Here is a 17374-nt window from a genome sequence, read left to right on the forward strand (position 1 = left end):
CCGGCGCGCGATGGCCGACGCCCCGCGGCGCTCGGCCGGCGGCGACCGGCGACGGTCGCCCGTGGACCGGAGTGCACGACGACCCTGGTGTTCTCAGCCATGTGCAGCGGTTCCGTGCTCCCGGGTACGGACCGTTTTCCCGGCGTCCGGCGCGGAGGATAGGCGGTGCTTGCGCTTCGGCACGCCGAACGTCGGGTGCTCGGTACCCCACAGCGACATCCGGACGATGCCCGCCTTGATCCGCGCGGCCTTCCGGCCACCCACGTACGTGGGCTTCGCCTGCGCTTCGCCGTCGACCATCTGCAGGATGCCGTCCCGCCGCCCGAGGCTGATGTGGTTGCCGTGGTAGTCCAGCTTGACGTTCGGGACCTTGCGGCCGGTCAAACGGGCCACGATCGCCTCCGTGGCCTGCCTGCCGGTGTAGCCGGCCGAGGCGCAAGACATCGGCAGCGGCCGCCCGTTGTCGCCGATGGCGAAGGCGCTGTCGCCGACGGCGTAGATGTCAGGGTGCGAGACCGACAGCATGGTGCGGTCGACGACGATCCGGCCGTTCTCGGTTACCTCCAGGCCGGAGGTGGCGGCGACCCGGCAGGCCATGAATCCGGCCGTCCACACGGTCGCGTCGGACGCCAGGACCCTACCGTCGGCGCACCGCACCCGGTCCGCCTCGACGGCCTCGACGGTGACGTGCTCCAAGACGGTGACGCCCAGCTGGTCGCAGGCCCGGCGCAGATGCTCGCGGGCCCCGGCGGAGAGCGCGACGCCCAGCTCGCCGCGGGCGACCAGCGTCACCGCGAGCCCGGACCGGGACTCGGCGATCTCGGTGGCGGTCTCGATGCCGGTCAGCCCGTCGCCGACCACCAGCACACCGCTCCCGCCGCCCGCACGGGCGCTCAGGATCTCCAGGCGCTCACGCAGACGTAGCGCGGAGGGACGGGCGCTCACGTCGAAGGCGTACTCGGCCACCCCGGGGACGCCGTGGTCGGCGCCGTGGCTGCCGAGCGCGTGGACCAGCGTGCCGTAGCCGAGCTCGAACCCACCGTGACCGTCGTCCAGGGCCATTGTCCGCCGCCCGGGGTCGACGGCGGTGACCCGGGCGACGCGCAGGTCGATCCCCGTACCCGCAAAGACCTCGGCGAGCGACGGTGCCGCGATCTCCCGCCCGGCCGCGAGCTGGTGGAGCCGCAGCCGCTGGACGAAGTCCGGCTCGGCGTTGACCACGGTGATCCCGACATCGCGGGGGGACAGCCGCCGGGCCAGGGTCCCGGCCACGTAGGCCCCGGCGTAGCCGGCCCCGAGCACGACGATGCGGTGCTTGTTCATGTCTCGCTCCTGTCGTTTCGCCTGCTCCCCGAGGCGTGAGCGGAACAGCACGGTCGCGCTGTCTCCCTTCCTTCGGGGCGTTCGGCCTCAAGACACCGCGCCCCGCACCGCCGTGACATCATGTGATGCAGTTCACTTCACTCCACCGGCGGGGCTCGGAACTGGGGGGGGAGAGGATCACCCTGCAGAGGGCGGCATGTCCGGCGCGCCGAGACCACAGCGCAGGGGACACCCGACGAGGCCGCCCGGCAGCAGGACGTGGAGACAGGGCCCCCGGACGACTACTGCTGACGGACGTCCTGCGCCGCCCTGGTCACCCAGACGCCGTCGGTCGTCAGCCGGCGGTCCGGGAACTCGGGGTACTCGTGCCACGCCTCGACGGCCACCGGCCGGATCCGGAACCAGAGGTAGGCGGGCCCGGCGGCACGGGCGTCCCAGTCGGCCTTGTCACGGAAACCCTCGGCCACCGGGGCCGGGACATCGTCCTGGGCGTACGCGACCGCCTCGCCGTCGACGAGAACGACGTCCCGGGTGATACCAAGGGCGAGCCGCGTCCGGCCGCCGGCAGCGCGAGTAAGGCGAGCAGGATCGGGGAGAGGGGCACGTCCGGGTCCTTCGGGGCAGCCGGAAGACTGCGCCGACCGGACTTCCCGGCTCACCAGCGCACGATCCTCGTAGTCAGGACAGATCTGTGAAGGCCCCGACCGCGCGATCACGGCATGAAGCGCATGAAGCAGCGCGCCTGCCACCGCAATCAACGGCACCTGAACCCGGCTGACTTCCCTTCAAGCTCCCGCAAAGCCAGCCCTCGGGAGCGCGCCTCCTCACCCAGCATGACCTGCACGATGAGCTGGGTGACACCGCATCAGAACAAGCGGCAAATGAGCGTCACGAGCGTCGTGATATCGCCCGTAACGCCCACACCGCACATAATACGCACGCACAAAACCGCAGGTCAGGAGCCCTTTGCGGCCGGTTCGAGGATGGCGACGCACTCCACGTGATGCGTCATCGGAAACAGATCGAACGCCCGCAGCATCCGCACCCGGTACCCCCCGTCCCGGAAGTACCCCAGATCCCGGGCCAGTGCGGCCGGATCGCACGCCACATAGGCGATACGGCGTGCCCGCAGGGACGACAGGTGCTGGACCGTCTTGCGGCCCGCGCCCGCCCGGGGCGGGTCCAGGACGATGAGGTCGACCTCCGTGATACCCGTCCGCGGCAACACCGCCTCGACCTTGCCCTGTTCGATCCGTACCCGGTCGAAGTCGGCGAGGTTGTGCCGCGCGTCCTCGACCGACCGCTTGCCTGACTCGATGCCGAGGACGGCCCCCTTGTCGCCGACACGGTCGGCGAGGGCGCCGGCGAACAACCCCACTCCGCAGTACAGGTCCAGCGCCATGTCGCCCTTGCGTGGCAACAGGCCCTGCATGACCGCCTGGACGAGGGTGTCGGCGGCCTTGGGATGCACCTGCCAGAAACCACCGCTGCCCACCCGGTATGTACGGCCGTCCGCGCGCTCGCGGACGAAGGGGCGCCCGTGGACGCGGTGCACGCCCCCGTCCTTCTCCTCGACCCGCATCACCGACACCGGCTTGTCCAGCTCCACGATCGGCAGCCGCGCACCCGGCCGGGGTTCAAGAATCACCTGACGGTCCTGGGAGCCCGTCGCGGCGATGGCGTCGATCGACGCCATGCCCGTCCAGTCGCGCTTCTCGATGCCCAGCTCGGAGACACCGGGCGCCGCGATCATGCAGTGGTCGATCGGCTCCACCTCGTGGGAGCGGTGCCTGCGCAGCCCGGCCCGGCCCGAGTCGTCCACCGCGTACTGCACCCGCGTCCGCCACGCCGGAACCTCGCCCGCCGGCACCTTGTCGCCCTCGGCCGGCATCACCGTGCCGTCCCAGCCCGCTTCCTCGGGCGTGAGACCCGCGAGCCGCTGCAACTGCTCGGCGATGACCTCGCCCTTGAACCGCCGCTGGGCGCCCGGCTTGGCGTGCTGCCAGTCGCAACCGCCGCAGCGGCCGGGGCCGGCGTAGGGGCAGGGGGCCTCGACGCGGTCCTTGGAGGCCGACAGGACCGAGACCGCGTCCGCCCGCAGGAAACGCGCGCCCTCCTCGCCGTCCGTCACCCGCGCCACGACCCGCTCGCCGGGCAGGGCGTGCCGTACGAAGAGGACCTGGCCCTCGGCGGTACGCGCGATGCAGTGGCCGCCGTGGGCGACGGGGCCGACCTCGACCTCGTACTCCTCTCCCACCAGCGATTTCTTCGGTTCTGCCTGCATGGTGGGGTGACTCCAAGGAGAGGAAAAGCGCAACGGCCGGACAACAGCCCACCAGTCTACGTGGGTGCCGTCCGGCCGTTGACCACGAGCGTCAGCTCTTGTTGGCCGAGGACTCCTTGGAGCGCTCGTCCGCCGGGCCACGCCGGACGGAACCCGGCGCGGTCCACTCCTGCCGCTTGCGCGCCCGGCGCCTGGCGACCTCGGAGGACTCCAGCTGGTAGGGCACGGAAGTCACCATGACACCCGGCGTGAACAGCAGCCGGCCCTTGAGCCGGAGCGCGCTCTGGTTGTGCAGCAGATGCTCGTACCAGTGGCCGACCACGTACTCGGGGATGATCACCGACACCGCGTCGCGCGGGGACTCCTTGCGCAGCCCCTTGACGTACTCGATCACGGGTCGCGTGACCTCGCGGTACGGCGAGTCGAGAACCTTCAACGGTACGTCGATGCCGCGCCGCGTCCACTCCTCCTGGAGGGCCTTGGTCTCGGCCGGGTCGACGTTGACGCTGAGCGCCTCCAGGGAGTGGGAGCGCAGCAGCTTGGCGTAGGCGAGTGCCCGCAGGGTGGGGCGGTGGATCCTGGAGATCAATACCACGGAGTGGACCCTGGAGGGCCGTACGACGTCGTCGCTCGGGCCGTCCGGCGCGGCGATCTCCGCGGCGACCCGGTCGTAGTGCTTACGGATGGCCGTCATCGTCGCGTAGAAGATCACCATGCCGAGCAGGGCCACCCAGGCGCCGTGCGTGAACTTGGTGACGAGGACGACGATCAGCACCAGGCCCGTGAAGAAGGCACCGAAGGCGTTGATCGCACGCGAGCGGACCATTCGCCGTCGCTTGGCCTGGTCCTTCTCCGTCCGCAGGTGCCGGTTCCAGTGCCGGACCATTCCGGTCTGGCTGAGCGTGAAGGAGACGAACACGCCCACGATGTAGAGCTGGATCAGGCGGGTGGAGTCCGCGCCGTAGATCCACACGAGGAGGACGGCGGCGCCCGCGAGGAGCACGATGCCGTTGGAGAAGGCGAGACGGTCGCCGCGGGTGTGCAGCTGGCGCGGGAGGTAGCGGTCCTGGGCGAGGATCGAGCCGAGCAGCGGGAAGCCGTTGTAGGCGGTGTTCGCGGCGAGGAAGAGGACCAGCGCGGTGGCGGCGGCCAGCAGGACGAAGAAGAACGTGCCGTCACCGAAGACAGCGGCGGCGACCTGCGAGATCACCGGGTTCTGGACGTAGGAGTCACCGACCGGGATGCCGTCGCGCACCAGGTCGACCGCCGGGTTCTCGGCCATCCGCACCTTGGTGATCATGGCGAGGCCGATGATGCCGCAGAACATGGTGACGGCGAAGAAGCCCATCAGCGCGAGGGTGGTGGCCGCGTTCTTCGACTTGGGCTTGCGGAAGGCGGGGACACCGTTGGAGATCGCCTCGACACCCGTGAGGGCGGCACAGCCGGAGGAGAAGGCCCGCAGCAACAGGAAGACCAGCGCGAAACCGGCGAGCCCCTGGTGCTCCGGTTTGATCTCCAGGTCGGCGGTCGGCGCCCGCATGGTCTCGTCGAGGACCAGACCGCGGAAGGCGCCCCAGGCGATCATCGCGAAGACACCGGCGACGAAGACGTACGTCGGGATCGCGAAGAGCTTCCCGGACTCCTTCACCCCGCGCAGGTTCATCAGCGTCAGCAGCACGATCATGCCGATCGCGCACAGCACCTTGTGCTCGACGAAGAAGGGGACGGCCGAGCCGAGGTTCTCCACGCCGGAGGAGATCGACACGGCGACGGTGAGGACGTAGTCGACGAGGAGCGCGCTGGCGACGGTGAGCCCGGCCTTGGGGCCGAGGTTGGTGTTGGCCACCTCGTAGTCGCCGCCACCGCTCGGATACGCGTGCACGTTCTGCCGGTACGACGCCACCACCGTGAACATCAGCACGACGACCGCGACGGCGATCCAGGGGCTGAAGTGGTAGGCCGACACGCCCGTGATGGAGAGGACCAGCAGTACCTCGCCGGGTGCGTACGCCACGGACGAGAGCGGGTCGGAGGCGAAGACGGGGAGTGCGATGCGCTTCGGCAGGAGCGTTTCGCCCAGCCGGTCGCTGCGCAGAGCGCGCCCGATCAGAATCCGTTTGGGCACGTCGGTCAGTTTGGACACGCAGAGGATCGTAAGCGCCCCGACTGGTTCTGGGCACATCCGGGTGAAATCCCGGCGGGCCCCGGGGTGAAAAGCGTCCGTCGACGACCGGGAAGTGCGCCATGTCACGCATCCTCCGGCCTAATGGACGGCGTCCTCATGTCTATATGACGAATCTCGGTATGCCGAACTCCGGTATGACGAACCTCGGTATGACGAGCCCGGTACGCCGAACCTCAGCACGACAACACTCAGCAACCCTCAGCACGACAACCTCCGCACGACGAACTCCGTACGACGGACCCCGTCCCCTCACCCTCTGGAGACCTCATGCAGGCCGCGACCGCGGAGCTGATCGGCGCCCTCGCCTCCCTCGTCGGACTCGGCGTCCTGACGATGATCAGCGTCCGCCGGATCAGCCGACGACGTCCCACGATGTGACCCGGAACCGCACAGGGGTGCCCTTGGTTGACCGCGCGTGTGTAGCTTGGGCGACGGTCTGAGACCCTGATTTTGACGTTTCGGCTGAACAGTAGCTATTGACACCGGAAGGACGGTCGTGCACATCGTCATCATGGGCTGCGGGCGAGTGGGTTCCACCCTCGCCCAGACCCTGGAGCAACAGGGGCACACGGTCGCCGTGATCGACCAGGACCCCACGGCCTTCCGTCGTCTGGGCTCGGGTTTCGGCGGCCGTCGCGTCACCGGCGTCGGCTTCGACCGCGACACGCTGCGCGAGGCGGGCATCGAGGAGGCGGGCGCGTTCGCCGCCGTCTCCAGCGGCGACAACTCCAACATCATCGCCGCCCGGGTCGCCCGCGAGATGTTCGGCATCGAGAACGTGGCGGCCCGGATCTACGACCCCCGCCGCGCCGAGGTCTACCAGCGGCTGGGCATCCCGACGGTCGCCACGGTCCGCTGGACCGCCGACCAGATGCTCCGCCGGCTGCTGCCCGCCGGGTCCGAGCCGCTGTGGCGCGACCCCACCGGCGGTGTCCAGCTCGCCGAGGTGCACGCCTCCCCGGCCTGGGTGGGACACAAGATCAGCAAGTTGCAGGAGGAGACCGGCGTCCGCGTCGCGTTCCTGACGCGCTTGGGAGAGGCCATTCTGCCCACCTCCCAGACGGTGCTGCAGGACGGTGACCTCGTGCACGTGATGATGCGTACGGACGACGTGGAGAAGGTCGAGGCGTCCTTCGCCGAGGGCCCCGACGAGGAGGGCGGTCACTGATGAGGGTCGCCATTGCCGGAGCCGGAGCGGTCGGCCGCTCGATCGCGGGCGAACTGCTGGAGAACGGCCACGAGGTCCTTCTCGTCGACAAGGCGCCGACCGCCATCTCGGTCGAACGCGTCCCGCAGGCGGAGTGGCTGCTGGCCGACGCCTGCGAGATCACGTCCCTGGACGAGGCGGCGCTCCAGCGCTGCAACGTCGTCATCGCCGCGACCGGCGACGACAAGGTCAACCTGGTCGTCTCCCTGCTGGCGAAGACGGAGTACGGCGTCCCGCGCGTCGTCGCCCGCGTCAACAACCCCAAGAACGAGTGGCTGTTCAACGAGTCCTGGGGCGTGGACGTTGCGGTGTCGACCCCGCGGCTGATGTCGGCCCTGGTCGAGGAGGCCGTCAGCGTCGGTGACCTGGTCCGGCTGCTGCGCTTCAGCCACGGCGACGCGAACCTGGTCGAGCTGACCCTGCCTCCCGAGTCGGCCCTGGCCGGCACGCGGGTCGGCGAGGTCGAGTGGCCGGAGGACACCTCCCTGGTCACGATCATCCGCGGCACCCGGGTCCTCACCCCCAGCCCGGACGACTCCCTGGAGGCGGGCGACGAACTCCTCTTCGTGGCCGCCCAGGCCCGTGAGGAACAGTTGGAGGACCTGCTGTCCGTCCGCCGCGAGGAAGCGACGAGCTGACCCGCAGGGCCGCAGGGCCGACAGTGAAGGGGCGCACCGGTTTCGGGGCGCCCCTTCACATGTCCAGTACGTCCGGGCTTGAGGACGATTCAGGATGATTCAGGATGTTTGAGGACTAGGTCGTCGGGCCGCAGCAGGTGCCCGGGAGTGGCCCTCAGTGGGCCCGCACTCACGCCGATGCCTAGTCGGCAGACTGGGCGGCGGCCTTCCCTTCTTCCTCCGCCGCCCGCTCCTCCGCCTCCATCTCGGCGAAGACGTCGATCGGCGCCGGCGCCTTGGCCAGGAAGATCCAGGTCAGCCAGACGGCGAGCAGGAACGGCGGGATCTTCAGGGCGATGAGGACCCAGCCCAGTTGCGTGGTGTCGGCCCACCAGTAGAGCGGGAAGAGGATCGCGCACTTGCCGAGCAGGATCGCGCCCCAGGCGTAGCTCGCCTTCGCGTACGCCTTCTTGCGTCCGGGGTTGCGAGTCCGCCAGGACAGGTTTTCCTTGAAGACCGGCCCGAGCATCAGACCGATCAGCGGCACACCGGCCAGCGTCGTGATGATGTACGCGAGCCCGAGGCCCAGCGTGTACAGCATGCCCGGCAGGTAGAAGTCCTTGGCCTCGCCGGTCATCATCGCGAAGACCACACCGAAGGCGACCCCGAACACCCCGCTGAAGGCGTGCTTGACGGTGTCCCTCATGACGAGCCGCACGATGACCAACAGGACGGAGATGCCCAGGGCTGCGAGAGCCGCCGCGTGCAGATCCTTGTTGATCGTGAAGATGGAGACGAAGAGCAGGCCCGGGAGCACGGTCTCGACCATGCCGCGCACGCCACCGAACGCCTCGAAGAGCGCGGCCTCGGTCACCGCCCTGGAGTCGTGAGAGCCGTCCGGTCCGCCCTGGGCGTCCTGGACGTCGCGCTGCGCGTCTTCCGTCGGCTTGTCGAGCGACGTCACCGGCTACTCCCGTCCGAGCGGTCTGAGTTCGTACTTCGGATTGAACAGCACCCTACGGCCCCGGCTCATCGAGACCCGGCCGGATGCGATCAGCTTGCGCCCCGGCTCTATCCCGACGATGGAGCGCCTGCCGAGCCACACCACGTCCAGAGCGGCCGAACCGTCGAACAGCTCGGCCTCCAGAGCCGGGACACCGGCCCGGGGGCGCAGCGTGACCGTGCGCAAGGTACCAGTAACCGTCACTATCTGTCGGTCGTGGCAGTCACAGATGCGGGTACAGCCCGCGGTGTCGGCGTCCTCGCGCAGCTCCTCCGACTCCAGGTCCGACTGGGACGAGGAGAGCCGGTCGAGCATGCGCCGGAACCGGCCTGCCGGCTTCTCGGAACGAGGAACAGCACTCATAGCAAAAAGCGTACCGGTGCCCGCCGACAGTCCCGCACCCCCGTGCGTCGGGGGCCCCGGGTATCCCGGAAGCGCCCGCGGCGAGTGGCTCATTTCTCGAACCGGTACCCCATGCCCGCCTCGGTGATGAAGTGCCTCGGCCGCGACGGATCGCCCTCCAGCTTGCGCCGTAGCTGGGCCATGTAGACCCGCAGGTAGTTGGTCTCCTTCCCGTACGACGGGCCCCAGACCTCCTGCAGCAGTTGCCTCTGGCCGACCAGGCGGCCGGTGTTGCGGACGAGCACCTCCAGCAGATGCCATTCGGTGGGCGTCAGCCGGACGTCCTTGCCACCTCGGGTGACCTTCTTCGCGGCCAGGTCCACGGTGAAGTCGTCGGTCTCCACGATCACGTCGCCCTCCTCGCCGCCGACGGGCTCGGCACGGCGGACGGCGGCGCGCAGCCGGGCGAGCAGCTCGTCCATGCCGAAGGGCTTGGTGACGTAGTCGTCGGCGCCGGCGTCGAGGGCCTGGACCTTCTCGTCGGAGGAGTGCCGTGCCGACAGGACGAGGATCGGGACCCGGGTGCGGCCGCGCAGCCCCTTGATGACCTCGACGCCGTCCATGTCGGGCAGCCCGAGGTCGAGGACGACGACGTCGGGGAGGCGGGCGGCCGCGAGTTCGAGAGCGGTCGCGCCGTCGTGGGCCGCGTCGACCTCGTACGCACGGGCCTTCAGGTTGATCACGAGCGCGCGGACGATCTGCGGGTCGTCGTCGACCACGAGCACCCGAGTCATACGGTTCACCTTTCTACCGATCCGGTCGTGCTGCCCGGCGGCATGCCGAGTCCCTGCGGCCGGCGGGCGGGCCCGGGGTACGCCACCGCTCCCCGTCCGGCGCCCGCCCGACCCTCTCGCCGGTCGGACGACAACGGCGCACTGTCCGACGACTCCCTCGGCCCGCCTGCCGCCTCAGAGCCGTGCGGAGCCTCCCCCGCCGGGCCAACCGCACCGAAACCGTCCGTCACCTCCCGCACCGCGGCAACCGCCCCGCAACCGTCCGTCGCCTCTCCGCCCACACCAACCGCCCCGCAACCGCCCGTCGCCTCGCGCACGGTGAGCACCATGGTGAGACCGCCGCCAGGGGTGTCCTCGGCTTCGAGGGTGCCGCCCATGGCCTCGGCGAAGCCTCGGGCCACCGCGAGCCCCAGCCCGACGCCGACGCCGCGCGGGGCGTCGCCGTAGCGCTGGAAGGGGGCGAAGATGCGGTCCTTGGCCTCGTCGGGGACGCCGGGGCCCCGGTCGGTGACGCGGACCTCTACACGGCCGCCGAGTGCGTCTGCGGAGACCTGGACGGGCACGCCGGGCGGGCTGTACTTGACGGCGTTCTCTACGAGGTTGGCAACCGAGCGCTCCAGCAGCCCTGGGTCGACGGCGACCATGGGCAGGCTCTCGGGGATCTCCAGTGCGACGCTGCCGTCGGGGACGCCGCCGAGAGCCATCGGCACCACTTCGTCGAGGTCGATCTCACGGATCAGCGGGGTGACCGTGCCGGTCCGCAGACGGGACATGTCGAGGAGGTTGCCCACGAGGTGGTCGAGCCGGTCGGCGCCGTCCTCGATGCCTTCGAGCAGCTCGGCGCGGTCCTCCTCCGACCAGGCCACGTCCTCGGAGCGCAGGGAGGACACGGCTGCCTTGATGCCGGCCAGCGGGGTGCGCAGGTCGTGGCTGACGGCGGCCAGCAGCGCGGTTCGGATGCGGTTGCCCTCGGCGAGTTCCTTGGCCTGGTCGGCCTCCTGCTGGAGCCGTCGGCGGTCCAGGACGACGACGGCCTGGGCGGCGAACGCGGCCAGCACCCGGCGGTCCTCGGCCGGCAGGACGCGCCCCGAGAGGGCGAGCGCCCTGTGGTCACCGACGGGCATGTCCACGTCCGCGTCCTCAGGCCGGTCGACGGCTTCCCGGCGACCCACGCTGCCCGCACAGATCCACTGCTCCGCGTCGCCGCGGCGCTCCAGCAGGGCCACCGACTCCATGCCGAAGGTCTCGCGGACCCGTTCCAGCAGGGCTTCCAGGCTGCTCTCCCCGCGCAGCACGCTGCCCGCGAGGAAGGACAGGATCTCCGACTCGGCACGCAGCCGGGCCGCCTGCTGGGTGCGCCGGGCCGCAAGGTCCACCACGGACGCCACCGCCACCGCGACCCCTATGAAGACCACGATGGCGACGATGTTCTCGGGGTCGTCGACGGTCAGGCTGTGCACCGGCGGGGTGAAGAACCAGTTGAGCAGCAGCGAGCTCAGCACGGCGGCGGCCAGAGCCGGCAGCAGTCCGCCCAGCAGGGCAGCGGCCACCGTCACCGACAGGAACAGCAGCATGTCGTTGGCGAGGCCCAGGTCGGTCTCGAGGGTGGCCAGCAGCAACGCGAGGAGCAGCGGGCCGGCCGTCGCGACCAGCCGGCCCCAGACCATCCGCGCCCGCCCGAGCCGCGCGCCCCGGGCGACGGGCAGCCCACGCCCCTTGCCCGCCTCGTCGTGCGTGATCAGGTGCACGTCCAGGTCGGGGCCGGAGTCCCGGGCGACGGTGGCGCCGACGCCCGGTCCGAACACGTACTGCCAGCTCCTGCGCCGCGAGACCCCGAGCACGATCTGCGTGGCGTTGACGCCGCGCGCGAAAGCCAGCAGCGCGGCCGGGATGTCGTCGCCGACCACGTGGTGGAAGCTGCCGCCGAGGTCCTCGACGAGCGTGCGCTGGACGGCGAGTTCCTTGGGGGAGGCGGACGTGAGTCCGTCGCTGCCGGCGATGTACACGGCCATGACCTGGCCTCCCGCACCCTTCTCGGCGAGCCGGGCGGCCCGGCGGATCAGGGTCCGTCCCTCGGGGCCGCCGGTCAGCCCGACCACGATCCGCTCCCGCGAACCCCAGATCCTCGACACCTCGTGCTCGCTGCGGTACGCGTTGAGGTGCTCGTCGACCCGGTCGGCCACCCACAGCAGCGCCAGCTCCCGCAGAGCGGTCAGGTTCCCGGGCCGGAAGTAGTTCGACAGCGCCGCGTCGACCTCGTCGGGCTGGTGGATGTTGCCGTGCGCCATCCGCCGCCGCAGCGCCTGGGGTGACATGTCGACCAGCTCTATCTGGTCGGCCCGCCGAACCATCTCGTCGGGCACGGTCTCGCCCTGCCGTACGCCGGTGATGGACTCGACGACATCGCCGAGCGACTCGAGGTGCTGGATGTCGACGGTCGAAATCACGTCGATGCCCGCCGCGAGCAGTTCCCGCACGTCCTCCCAGCGCTTGTCGTTGCGGGAGCCGGGGACGTTGGTATGGGCCAGCTCGTCGACGAGTGCCACCCGGGGGCGCCGGCCGAGGACGGCGTCCACGTCCATCTCGGTGCGTATCGCGCCCCGGTGCTCCAGTTCCCGGCGGGGAATCCGTTCGAGGCCGTCCAGCATCGCCTCGGTGCGCGGCCGACCGTGGTGCTCCACGACGGCCACCACACAATCGGTGCCGCGTTCGACCCGCCGGTGCGCTTCGGACAGCATCGCGTACGTCTTGCCGACGCCCGGTGCCGCACCGAGGTAGATCCGGAGCTTCCCGTGTCCCATGCCCCTCATCGTCTTCCCGTGACCGCCCCCTGCACAGCGTCGACCCTACGGCCAACAATTACGGCAAAGGAGGCGCGAGGCGGACGGGAGCCGCTCTTTGACGCAACCCTGATACGCCCACGACGCGATGCGCCCTGGTGTGAGGCACCGAAGGGACCGCGCACACGGCAAAGGGCCGCACCCGGAGAGTACGGCCCAGAACACGGCCCGGCACGGGGTGCGGGGGACTGCGCGACCAGTCCCCGCACACCCACAGATCTGTGCGGCCCCGCGGGGCGACGCGGCTAGCGGACTTCCGTGATCTCCGGCCCGCGCTGCAACTGCCCCATGCCACCGGCGAAGCGGGACCCGCCCTGGTCGTCCTGTTGAACGCCTTCAGGGACCATCTGCGCGTCGTTCGGCAGCTTCAGGACGATCGGGTCACGCGGAGCCATGGGACCGTCACCGCGGACGACGACCGTGTCCCGGAAGATCTGCTCCAGCAGTCCGGCGGTCTGCGGCTCCACCGCGCCGCGCCCGGAGATCACTCCGCGCAGGAACCAGCGGGGCCCGTCCACACCGACGAACCGGACGACCTGGAAGCCACCTGTGCCGTCGGGCAGTTGCACCGGCACCTGGGCGCGCAGCTCCCAGCCCAGCGGGCCCTCGACCTCGTCGATGACACCGCCCTGCTGGGTGATGCCGGTGGCGATCTCCTCGCGGACCTCGCCCCAGATGCCCTCGCGCTTGGGCGCGGCGAAGGCCTGCAACTGAACCGCGCTGTCGCGCAGCACGACGGTCGCCGCCACGATCGCGTCGCCCGCGACCTCGACCCGCAGCTCCATGCCGTCGACTCCGGGCACGAAGATGCCGCCGAGGTCCACCCGGCCCTCGCCGGGCTCACGCACCTCGGAGCTGTCCCAGGGCCCGTCCGGCCGCGGCTCGGGCTCCAGGCGTACGCGCTCCCGCACCTCGTCCGCCTCAGGGTCGACTTCTCCGGCTACGCCGTCGACCTGCTCGGCCTCGCTCGCCGCGTCCGCCGCGTCCTCGGCGGAACCCTTCTTCTTGCGACGTCCGAACACGTCACTGTCCTTCCCGGTCGGATACGACCGAAGCGTATCGATTCCCACCCGTTGTGCTGCTTGTGTCGCCCACGGCGGCATGACCGCCGGTGGACCCGAAGCCCCCCTCGGCCCGCGTCGAGCCGGGAAGCTCCGCCACCTCCTGGAAGCGCACCTTCTCGACCTGCTGGACGACCAGTTGGGCAATCCGGTCGAAGCGCTCGAACCGCACGGGTTCGTGCGGGTCGAGATTCACCACGATCACCTTGATCTCCCCACGGTACCCGGCATCAACCGTCCCCGGGGCATTCACCAGGGCGACGCCGCAGCGGGCGGCGAGACCGGACCGTGGGTGCACGAAGGCCGCGTACCCCTCCGGGAGCGCGATGGAGACCCCCGTGGGGAGTACGGCCCGCTCGCCGGGCCTCAGTTCCCGGCTCTGCGTGGTGCGCAGATCGGCGCCCGCGTCGCCGGGATGTGCGTAGCTCGGCAAGGGGACATCCGGGTCCACACGTCGGACGAGCACATCGACGGGGGTGCTGCTCCCGCTCATGGGTTCACCTCGAAGGCACGGGCCCGCCGGACCTGGTCCGGGTCGTTCATGGCCGCCTGGATCTCCTCCTGGCGACCGTGGTCGGTGAAGTGGTCGACCTTGACCTCGATGAAGAGCGCGTCGGCTCGGACGGCGAGCGGGCCGTCGGAGCCGCCGATGCGTCCCTCGGCGGTCGCGTAGATCTTCCGTCCTGCCACCGCCGTCACCTCGGCCCTCAGGTGCAGCACGGTGTCGACGGGCACGGGCCGCACGAAGTCGGTCTCCAGCCGTCCGGTCACCGCGATGGTGCGCAGCAGCCAGGTGAGGGAGCCGAGGGTCTCGTCCAGCGCGCTGGCCAGGATTCCACCGTGCGCGAGGCCCGGGGCGCCCTGGTGCGCGGGCCGTACGGTGAACTCGGCGGTGAGAGTGACGCCCTCACCGGCCCTGGCCTCCAGGTGCAGCCCGTGGGGCTGCTCGCCGCCGCAGCCGAAACACTGCCCGTAGTGCGCGCCTAGCAGCTCACCGGGGGCGGGCGCCTCGGGATGCCGTACGGGCGCCGTGGCGTCCGCCGGGGGCCGCAGGGTCGCGGAAGTACCTCTCACAGCCGCAGACCTTACCCGTCCGTCAGCGTCCGGCCATCGTCCCTACGGGCAGGGTTTCCCCTCGAGCGCCCCTGTTCCGGGGGCCGACGGGCAGCGTGCCAAGCTTGACGCCATGCAGCTCTCCGCCTCTTCGTACGAAGAACGCCTCACCGCTCCCCTGTCGTGGTGGCTCGTCTGCTTCCTGACCGGGGTCTCGATGGCCCTGGTCCTGCTGCCCTTCGGCACGCTCCCGCTGCTCGGCGGTCTGGTGGGCGGCACGGCGGTCGCGGCGGTCGTGACGAGCTCCTACGGCTCCGTCCGCATCCGTGTGGTCGGCGACTCCCTGATCGCGGGCGAGGCGAAGATCCCGGTGAGCGCGCTCGGCGAGCCCGAGGTCCTCGACCGCGCGGAAGCCCAGGCCTGGCGGACCCACAAGGCCAACCCGCACGCCTTCATGCTCCTGCGCGCCTACATTCCCACGGCCCTGCGCATCCCGGTCACCGACCCGGCCGACCCGACGCCGTACCTGTACCTCTCGACGAGAGATCCGAAGCACCTGGCAGCGGCCCTGGAGACGGCGAAGACGAAGGCGTGAGCACCACGAAGGGCTGAGCGCCGCTCGTCCGGCGCCCGGACGAACGCGAGCGCCACGAGCGCCACGCCGGACGAAACCGTGAGCCACGAGCGCCACGCCGGACGAAGCCGTGAGCACTGCTCGCCCGGCGCCTGACGAGGCACTGGTCCGCACCCCCACGACGACTCGCGGCCCGCCCGGCCCCGACCACGGTTTCGCCGACCCGGGACATCGACCGATCCCCCGGCCACGGGACGCAAGGCACCGCCCCGCCGCCACGACGACAACGCCATGCCGCGCTCGTCAAAGGGCGCCGGCCCCGCTGTCCGACCACCGTCCTCGCCGCTCAGCTCGACACCCGTCGGCACGAGCTTTCTCGCCGAACTCTCACCGCCACCGACAGCCGCCACCACCGCCCGGCGACCGACCACGACATCGACGGCGACAGGCAGGTGCCCTCGGCGAGCCACCAAAATCGCGGCCGCACCGACACTTCACGACCCGAGGGTCCCGGCGCCGGATCCCGCTCAGCCTTCGCCGAGTTCCTTTGGCAGCTTGTCCATCCGTAGGGGGTCCGACGGCTTCTCCAGCGGTGGTAGTTCAGGCAAGGCCTCCCACGGCACCTGGGTCCGCCGCAGATCCTTGCGGATCCGTTCCGCGAGATGCTTGGTGTCCCGGCGGTTCATCACCGCCCCGACCGCGGCCCCGACCAGGAACGGCATCAGGTTCGGCAGGTTCCGCACCATCCGTTTCATGATCTGCTGCCGCAGTTGCCGCTTCACCTGCCCACCGACCGCGGAGTTGAACGTCGACGGCTTGGTCACGTCGATCCCGCGCTCCCCCGACCAGGAATCCAGATAGGCCGTGCTGCGCTGGAGCAGGTTCCCCGGCGGCCGCACGCCGTACACCTCGTGCAACTCGGCGATGAGTTTGAGCTCGACCGCGGCGACCCCGGTGATCTCGGCGGCCAGCTCCGCGGGCATGGCGGGCGGCGTCGGCAGCATCGCGGCGGCGCCCACCCCCGCCCCCACCGTGGAGGACGCGTTCGCGGCCCCCGCGACGAGCTTGTCGGCGATCTGCTCTGGCCCCAGCCCCGGGAACTGGGCGCGCAGGGTGGCGAGATCGCGCACGGGGAGCCGCGGGGTGATCTCGATGATCCGTTCGGTGATGTAGGCGAGCCCTGCTCTGGCTCCCTCACCGCTCTTGCGGGCCCCGGTCTTCAGGCCCTGTCTGATGCCGTCCCTGACGGCGGCCGCGCGTCGCGTGGCGACCGGCGCCGGAGTGTCCACCGGAACGGGCAGGCGTCCCTGCTCATCCGTGGCGCCCCCCGACGCCGTGTCGGACGCACGTTCGAGCGAGGCCGCTCCCTGGTCGGAGGAGCCCCGCTCGTCGTCACGCACGCCGTCGGAACCGTCGTACGGCCCCTGGTCCGCCCCCTTGCGGGAGCGGCGCTTCCAAGGAGGGGTCGAGCCAGTCACGGCCGACCCTGCCTCAGTCGCAGTCGCGGCAGATCGGCTGACCGTTCTTCTCGCGGGCCAGCTGGCTGCGGTGGTGCACCAGGAAGCAGCTCATGCAGGTGAACTCGTCCTGCTGCTTGGGCAGCACCCGGACGGCCAGCTCCTCGTTCGAGAGGTCGGCCCCGGGCAGTTCCAGGCCTTCGGCGGCCTCGAACTCGTCGACGTCCACGGCGGAGGTCGACTTGTCGTTCCGGCGAGCCTTGAGTTCTTCCAAGCTGTCCGAGTCGACGTCGTCGTCGGTCTTGCGTGGGGTGTCGTAATCCGTTGCCATGTCGCTCTCCCCCTCTGGGTGTCTGCGGTGTCTCCAGCGCACGTAACGCGTGAGAGGCCGGACTTGTGCCCGACCTGAGGCGGAGATTTTGCCTCACATCAAGGTCTGTTACTCAATCGACACCCAACCGGACTCCTCATGAGTGATCGGCTTGGATGGCGAACGGGACCGTACACGGTCCTGAGCCTGCATATCAAAGGGGCCTCAGCATGTACTTCCCGTGATCTCAACCCCTGAAAACCCGGATTTTCCCGGCTAACCGACAGGTCCATGATCACGCTCAGTAGATGGCTGGAAAATCGC

Annotated in this window: 16 protein-coding genes; 3 read left to right on the forward strand and 13 right to left on the reverse strand. The window is 70.4% G+C overall.

All coding sequences use genetic code 11. The features are described from left to right. Positions 1-93: 93 nt before the first annotated feature. The 4 genes from ACFY9I_RS24310 to ACFY9I_RS24325 form a co-directional block, all read right to left on the reverse strand. Positions 94-1323 (reverse strand): FAD-dependent oxidoreductase, encoded by a 1230-nt coding sequence (locus tag ACFY9I_RS24310; RefSeq protein ID WP_391004940.1) that lies wholly within the window; start codon positions 1321-1323, stop codon positions 94-96. A gap of 281 nt (positions 1324-1604) precedes the next feature. Further along, positions 1605-1982 (reverse strand): pyridoxamine 5'-phosphate oxidase, encoded by a 378-nt coding sequence (locus tag ACFY9I_RS24315; RefSeq protein ID WP_391004942.1) that lies wholly within the window; start codon positions 1980-1982, stop codon positions 1605-1607. Between the two features lie 296 nt (positions 1983-2278). Beyond that, the gene (locus ACFY9I_RS24320; protein WP_391004944.1) at positions 2279-3607 is read right to left on the reverse strand and encodes a TRAM domain-containing protein; all 1329 of its coding nucleotides are present in this window, start codon (positions 3605-3607) and stop codon (positions 2279-2281) included. A 91-nt stretch (positions 3608-3698) separates the two neighbouring features. After that, positions 3699-5750, reverse strand: a complete 2052-nt coding sequence (locus ACFY9I_RS24325; RefSeq protein WP_391004946.1) for an amino acid permease — start codon at positions 5748-5750, stop codon at positions 3699-3701. A gap of 538 nt (positions 5751-6288) precedes the next feature. On the opposite strand from ACFY9I_RS24325, the gene ACFY9I_RS24330 reads away from it, so the two are divergent. Together ACFY9I_RS24330 and ACFY9I_RS24335 are read left to right on the forward strand one after the other, a co-directional pair. Further along, complete coding sequence (locus tag ACFY9I_RS24330; protein WP_391004948.1) at positions 6289-6960, forward strand: NAD-binding protein; 672 nt, start codon at positions 6289-6291, stop codon at positions 6958-6960. After that, positions 6960-7637 carry an NAD-binding protein gene (locus ACFY9I_RS24335; RefSeq protein WP_391004949.1) on the forward strand — a complete coding sequence of 226 codons (678 nt, stop codon included), beginning with the start codon at positions 6960-6962 and terminating at the stop codon, positions 7635-7637. The genes ACFY9I_RS24330 and ACFY9I_RS24335 overlap by 1 nt, the downstream gene beginning before the upstream one ends. 181 nt (positions 7638-7818) lie before the next feature. Here ACFY9I_RS24335 and ACFY9I_RS24340 read toward each other — a convergent pair whose 3' ends face one another. The 7 genes from ACFY9I_RS24340 to ACFY9I_RS24370 all read right to left on the reverse strand — a co-directional run bounded on the left by ACFY9I_RS24340 (position 7819) and on the right by ACFY9I_RS24370 (position 14730). Next, positions 7819-8580, reverse strand: a complete 762-nt coding sequence (locus tag ACFY9I_RS24340; protein WP_391004951.1) for a DUF3159 domain-containing protein — start codon at positions 8578-8580, stop codon at positions 7819-7821. Between the two features lie 3 nt (positions 8581-8583). Beyond that, complete coding sequence (locus tag ACFY9I_RS24345) at positions 8584-8982, reverse strand: OB-fold nucleic acid binding domain-containing protein (RefSeq protein ID WP_391004953.1); 399 nt, start codon at positions 8980-8982, stop codon at positions 8584-8586. Between the two features lie 89 nt (positions 8983-9071). Then, complete coding sequence (locus ACFY9I_RS24350; protein WP_391004955.1) at positions 9072-9755, reverse strand: response regulator; 684 nt, start codon at positions 9753-9755, stop codon at positions 9072-9074. A gap of 5 nt (positions 9756-9760) precedes the next feature. Next, on the reverse strand, positions 9761-12556 hold the full coding sequence (locus ACFY9I_RS24355) for a DUF4118 domain-containing protein (protein WP_391004957.1): 2796 nt from the start codon (positions 12554-12556) through the stop codon (positions 9761-9763). Positions 12557-12840: 284 nt separating this feature from the next. Next, positions 12841-13617 (reverse strand): DUF3710 domain-containing protein, encoded by a 777-nt coding sequence (locus tag ACFY9I_RS24360; protein ID WP_391004959.1) that lies wholly within the window; start codon positions 13615-13617, stop codon positions 12841-12843. A 1-nt stretch (position 13618) separates the two neighbouring features. After that, on the reverse strand, positions 13619-14149 hold the full coding sequence (gene dut, locus ACFY9I_RS24365) for a dUTP diphosphatase (RefSeq protein ID WP_391004961.1): 531 nt from the start codon (positions 14147-14149) through the stop codon (positions 13619-13621). Beyond that, positions 14146-14730, reverse strand: a complete 585-nt coding sequence (locus ACFY9I_RS24370) for a hotdog domain-containing protein (protein ID WP_391004963.1) — start codon at positions 14728-14730, stop codon at positions 14146-14148. The genes dut and ACFY9I_RS24370 overlap by 4 nt, the downstream gene beginning before the upstream one ends. 112 nt (positions 14731-14842) lie before the next feature. Here ACFY9I_RS24370 and ACFY9I_RS24375 point away from each other — a divergent pair, with 112 nt between their 5' ends. Then, entirely contained in the window at positions 14843-15304 is a 462-nt protein-coding gene (locus tag ACFY9I_RS24375) for a DUF3093 family protein (RefSeq protein ID WP_391004965.1), read from the forward strand. Between the two features lie 506 nt (positions 15305-15810). On the opposite strand, the gene ACFY9I_RS24380 is transcribed toward ACFY9I_RS24375, so the two are convergent. Continuing rightward, entirely contained in the window at positions 15811-16761 is a 951-nt protein-coding gene (locus ACFY9I_RS24380) for a hypothetical protein (protein WP_391004967.1), read from the reverse strand. 13 nt (positions 16762-16774) lie between these two features. Then, on the reverse strand, positions 16775-17071 hold the full coding sequence (locus ACFY9I_RS24385; protein ID WP_005481602.1) for a DUF4193 domain-containing protein: 297 nt from the start codon (positions 17069-17071) through the stop codon (positions 16775-16777). Positions 17072-17374: the final 303 nt, after the last annotated feature.

It is taken from the genome of Streptomyces sp. NPDC012510 (genome assembly GCF_042955065.1).
Classification (GTDB): domain Bacteria; phylum Actinomycetota; class Actinomycetes; order Streptomycetales; family Streptomycetaceae; genus Streptomyces.

Bases quoted from the DNA above. Each gene is read 5' to 3' on its own strand.
- ACFY9I_RS24310 (WP_391004940.1), bottom strand. From the start codon at position 1,323: ATGAACAAGCACCGCATCGTCGTGCTCGGGGCCGGCTACGCCGGGGCC.
- ACFY9I_RS24320 (WP_391004944.1), bottom strand. From the start codon at position 3,607: ATGCAGGCAGAACCGAAGAAATCGCTGGTGGGAGAGGAGTACGAGGTC.
- ACFY9I_RS24335 (WP_391004949.1), top strand. From the start codon at position 6,960: ATGAGGGTCGCCATTGCCGGAGCCGGAGCGGTCGGCCGCTCGATCGCG.
- ACFY9I_RS24345 (WP_391004953.1), bottom strand. From the start codon at position 8,982: ATGAGTGCTGTTCCTCGTTCCGAGAAGCCGGCAGGCCGGTTCCGGCGC.
- ACFY9I_RS24350 (WP_391004955.1), bottom strand. From the start codon at position 9,755: ATGACTCGGGTGCTCGTGGTCGACGACGACCCGCAGATCGTCCGCGCG.
- ACFY9I_RS24355 (WP_391004957.1), bottom strand. From the start codon at position 12,556: ATGGGACACGGGAAGCTCCGGATCTACCTCGGTGCGGCACCGGGCGTC.
- dut (WP_391004961.1), bottom strand. From the start codon at position 14,149: ATGAGCGGGAGCAGCACCCCCGTCGATGTGCTCGTCCGACGTGTGGAC.
- ACFY9I_RS24375 (WP_391004965.1), top strand. From the start codon at position 14,843: ATGCAGCTCTCCGCCTCTTCGTACGAAGAACGCCTCACCGCTCCCCTG.
- ACFY9I_RS24385 (WP_005481602.1), bottom strand. From the start codon at position 17,071: ATGGCAACGGATTACGACACCCCACGCAAGACCGACGACGACGTCGAC.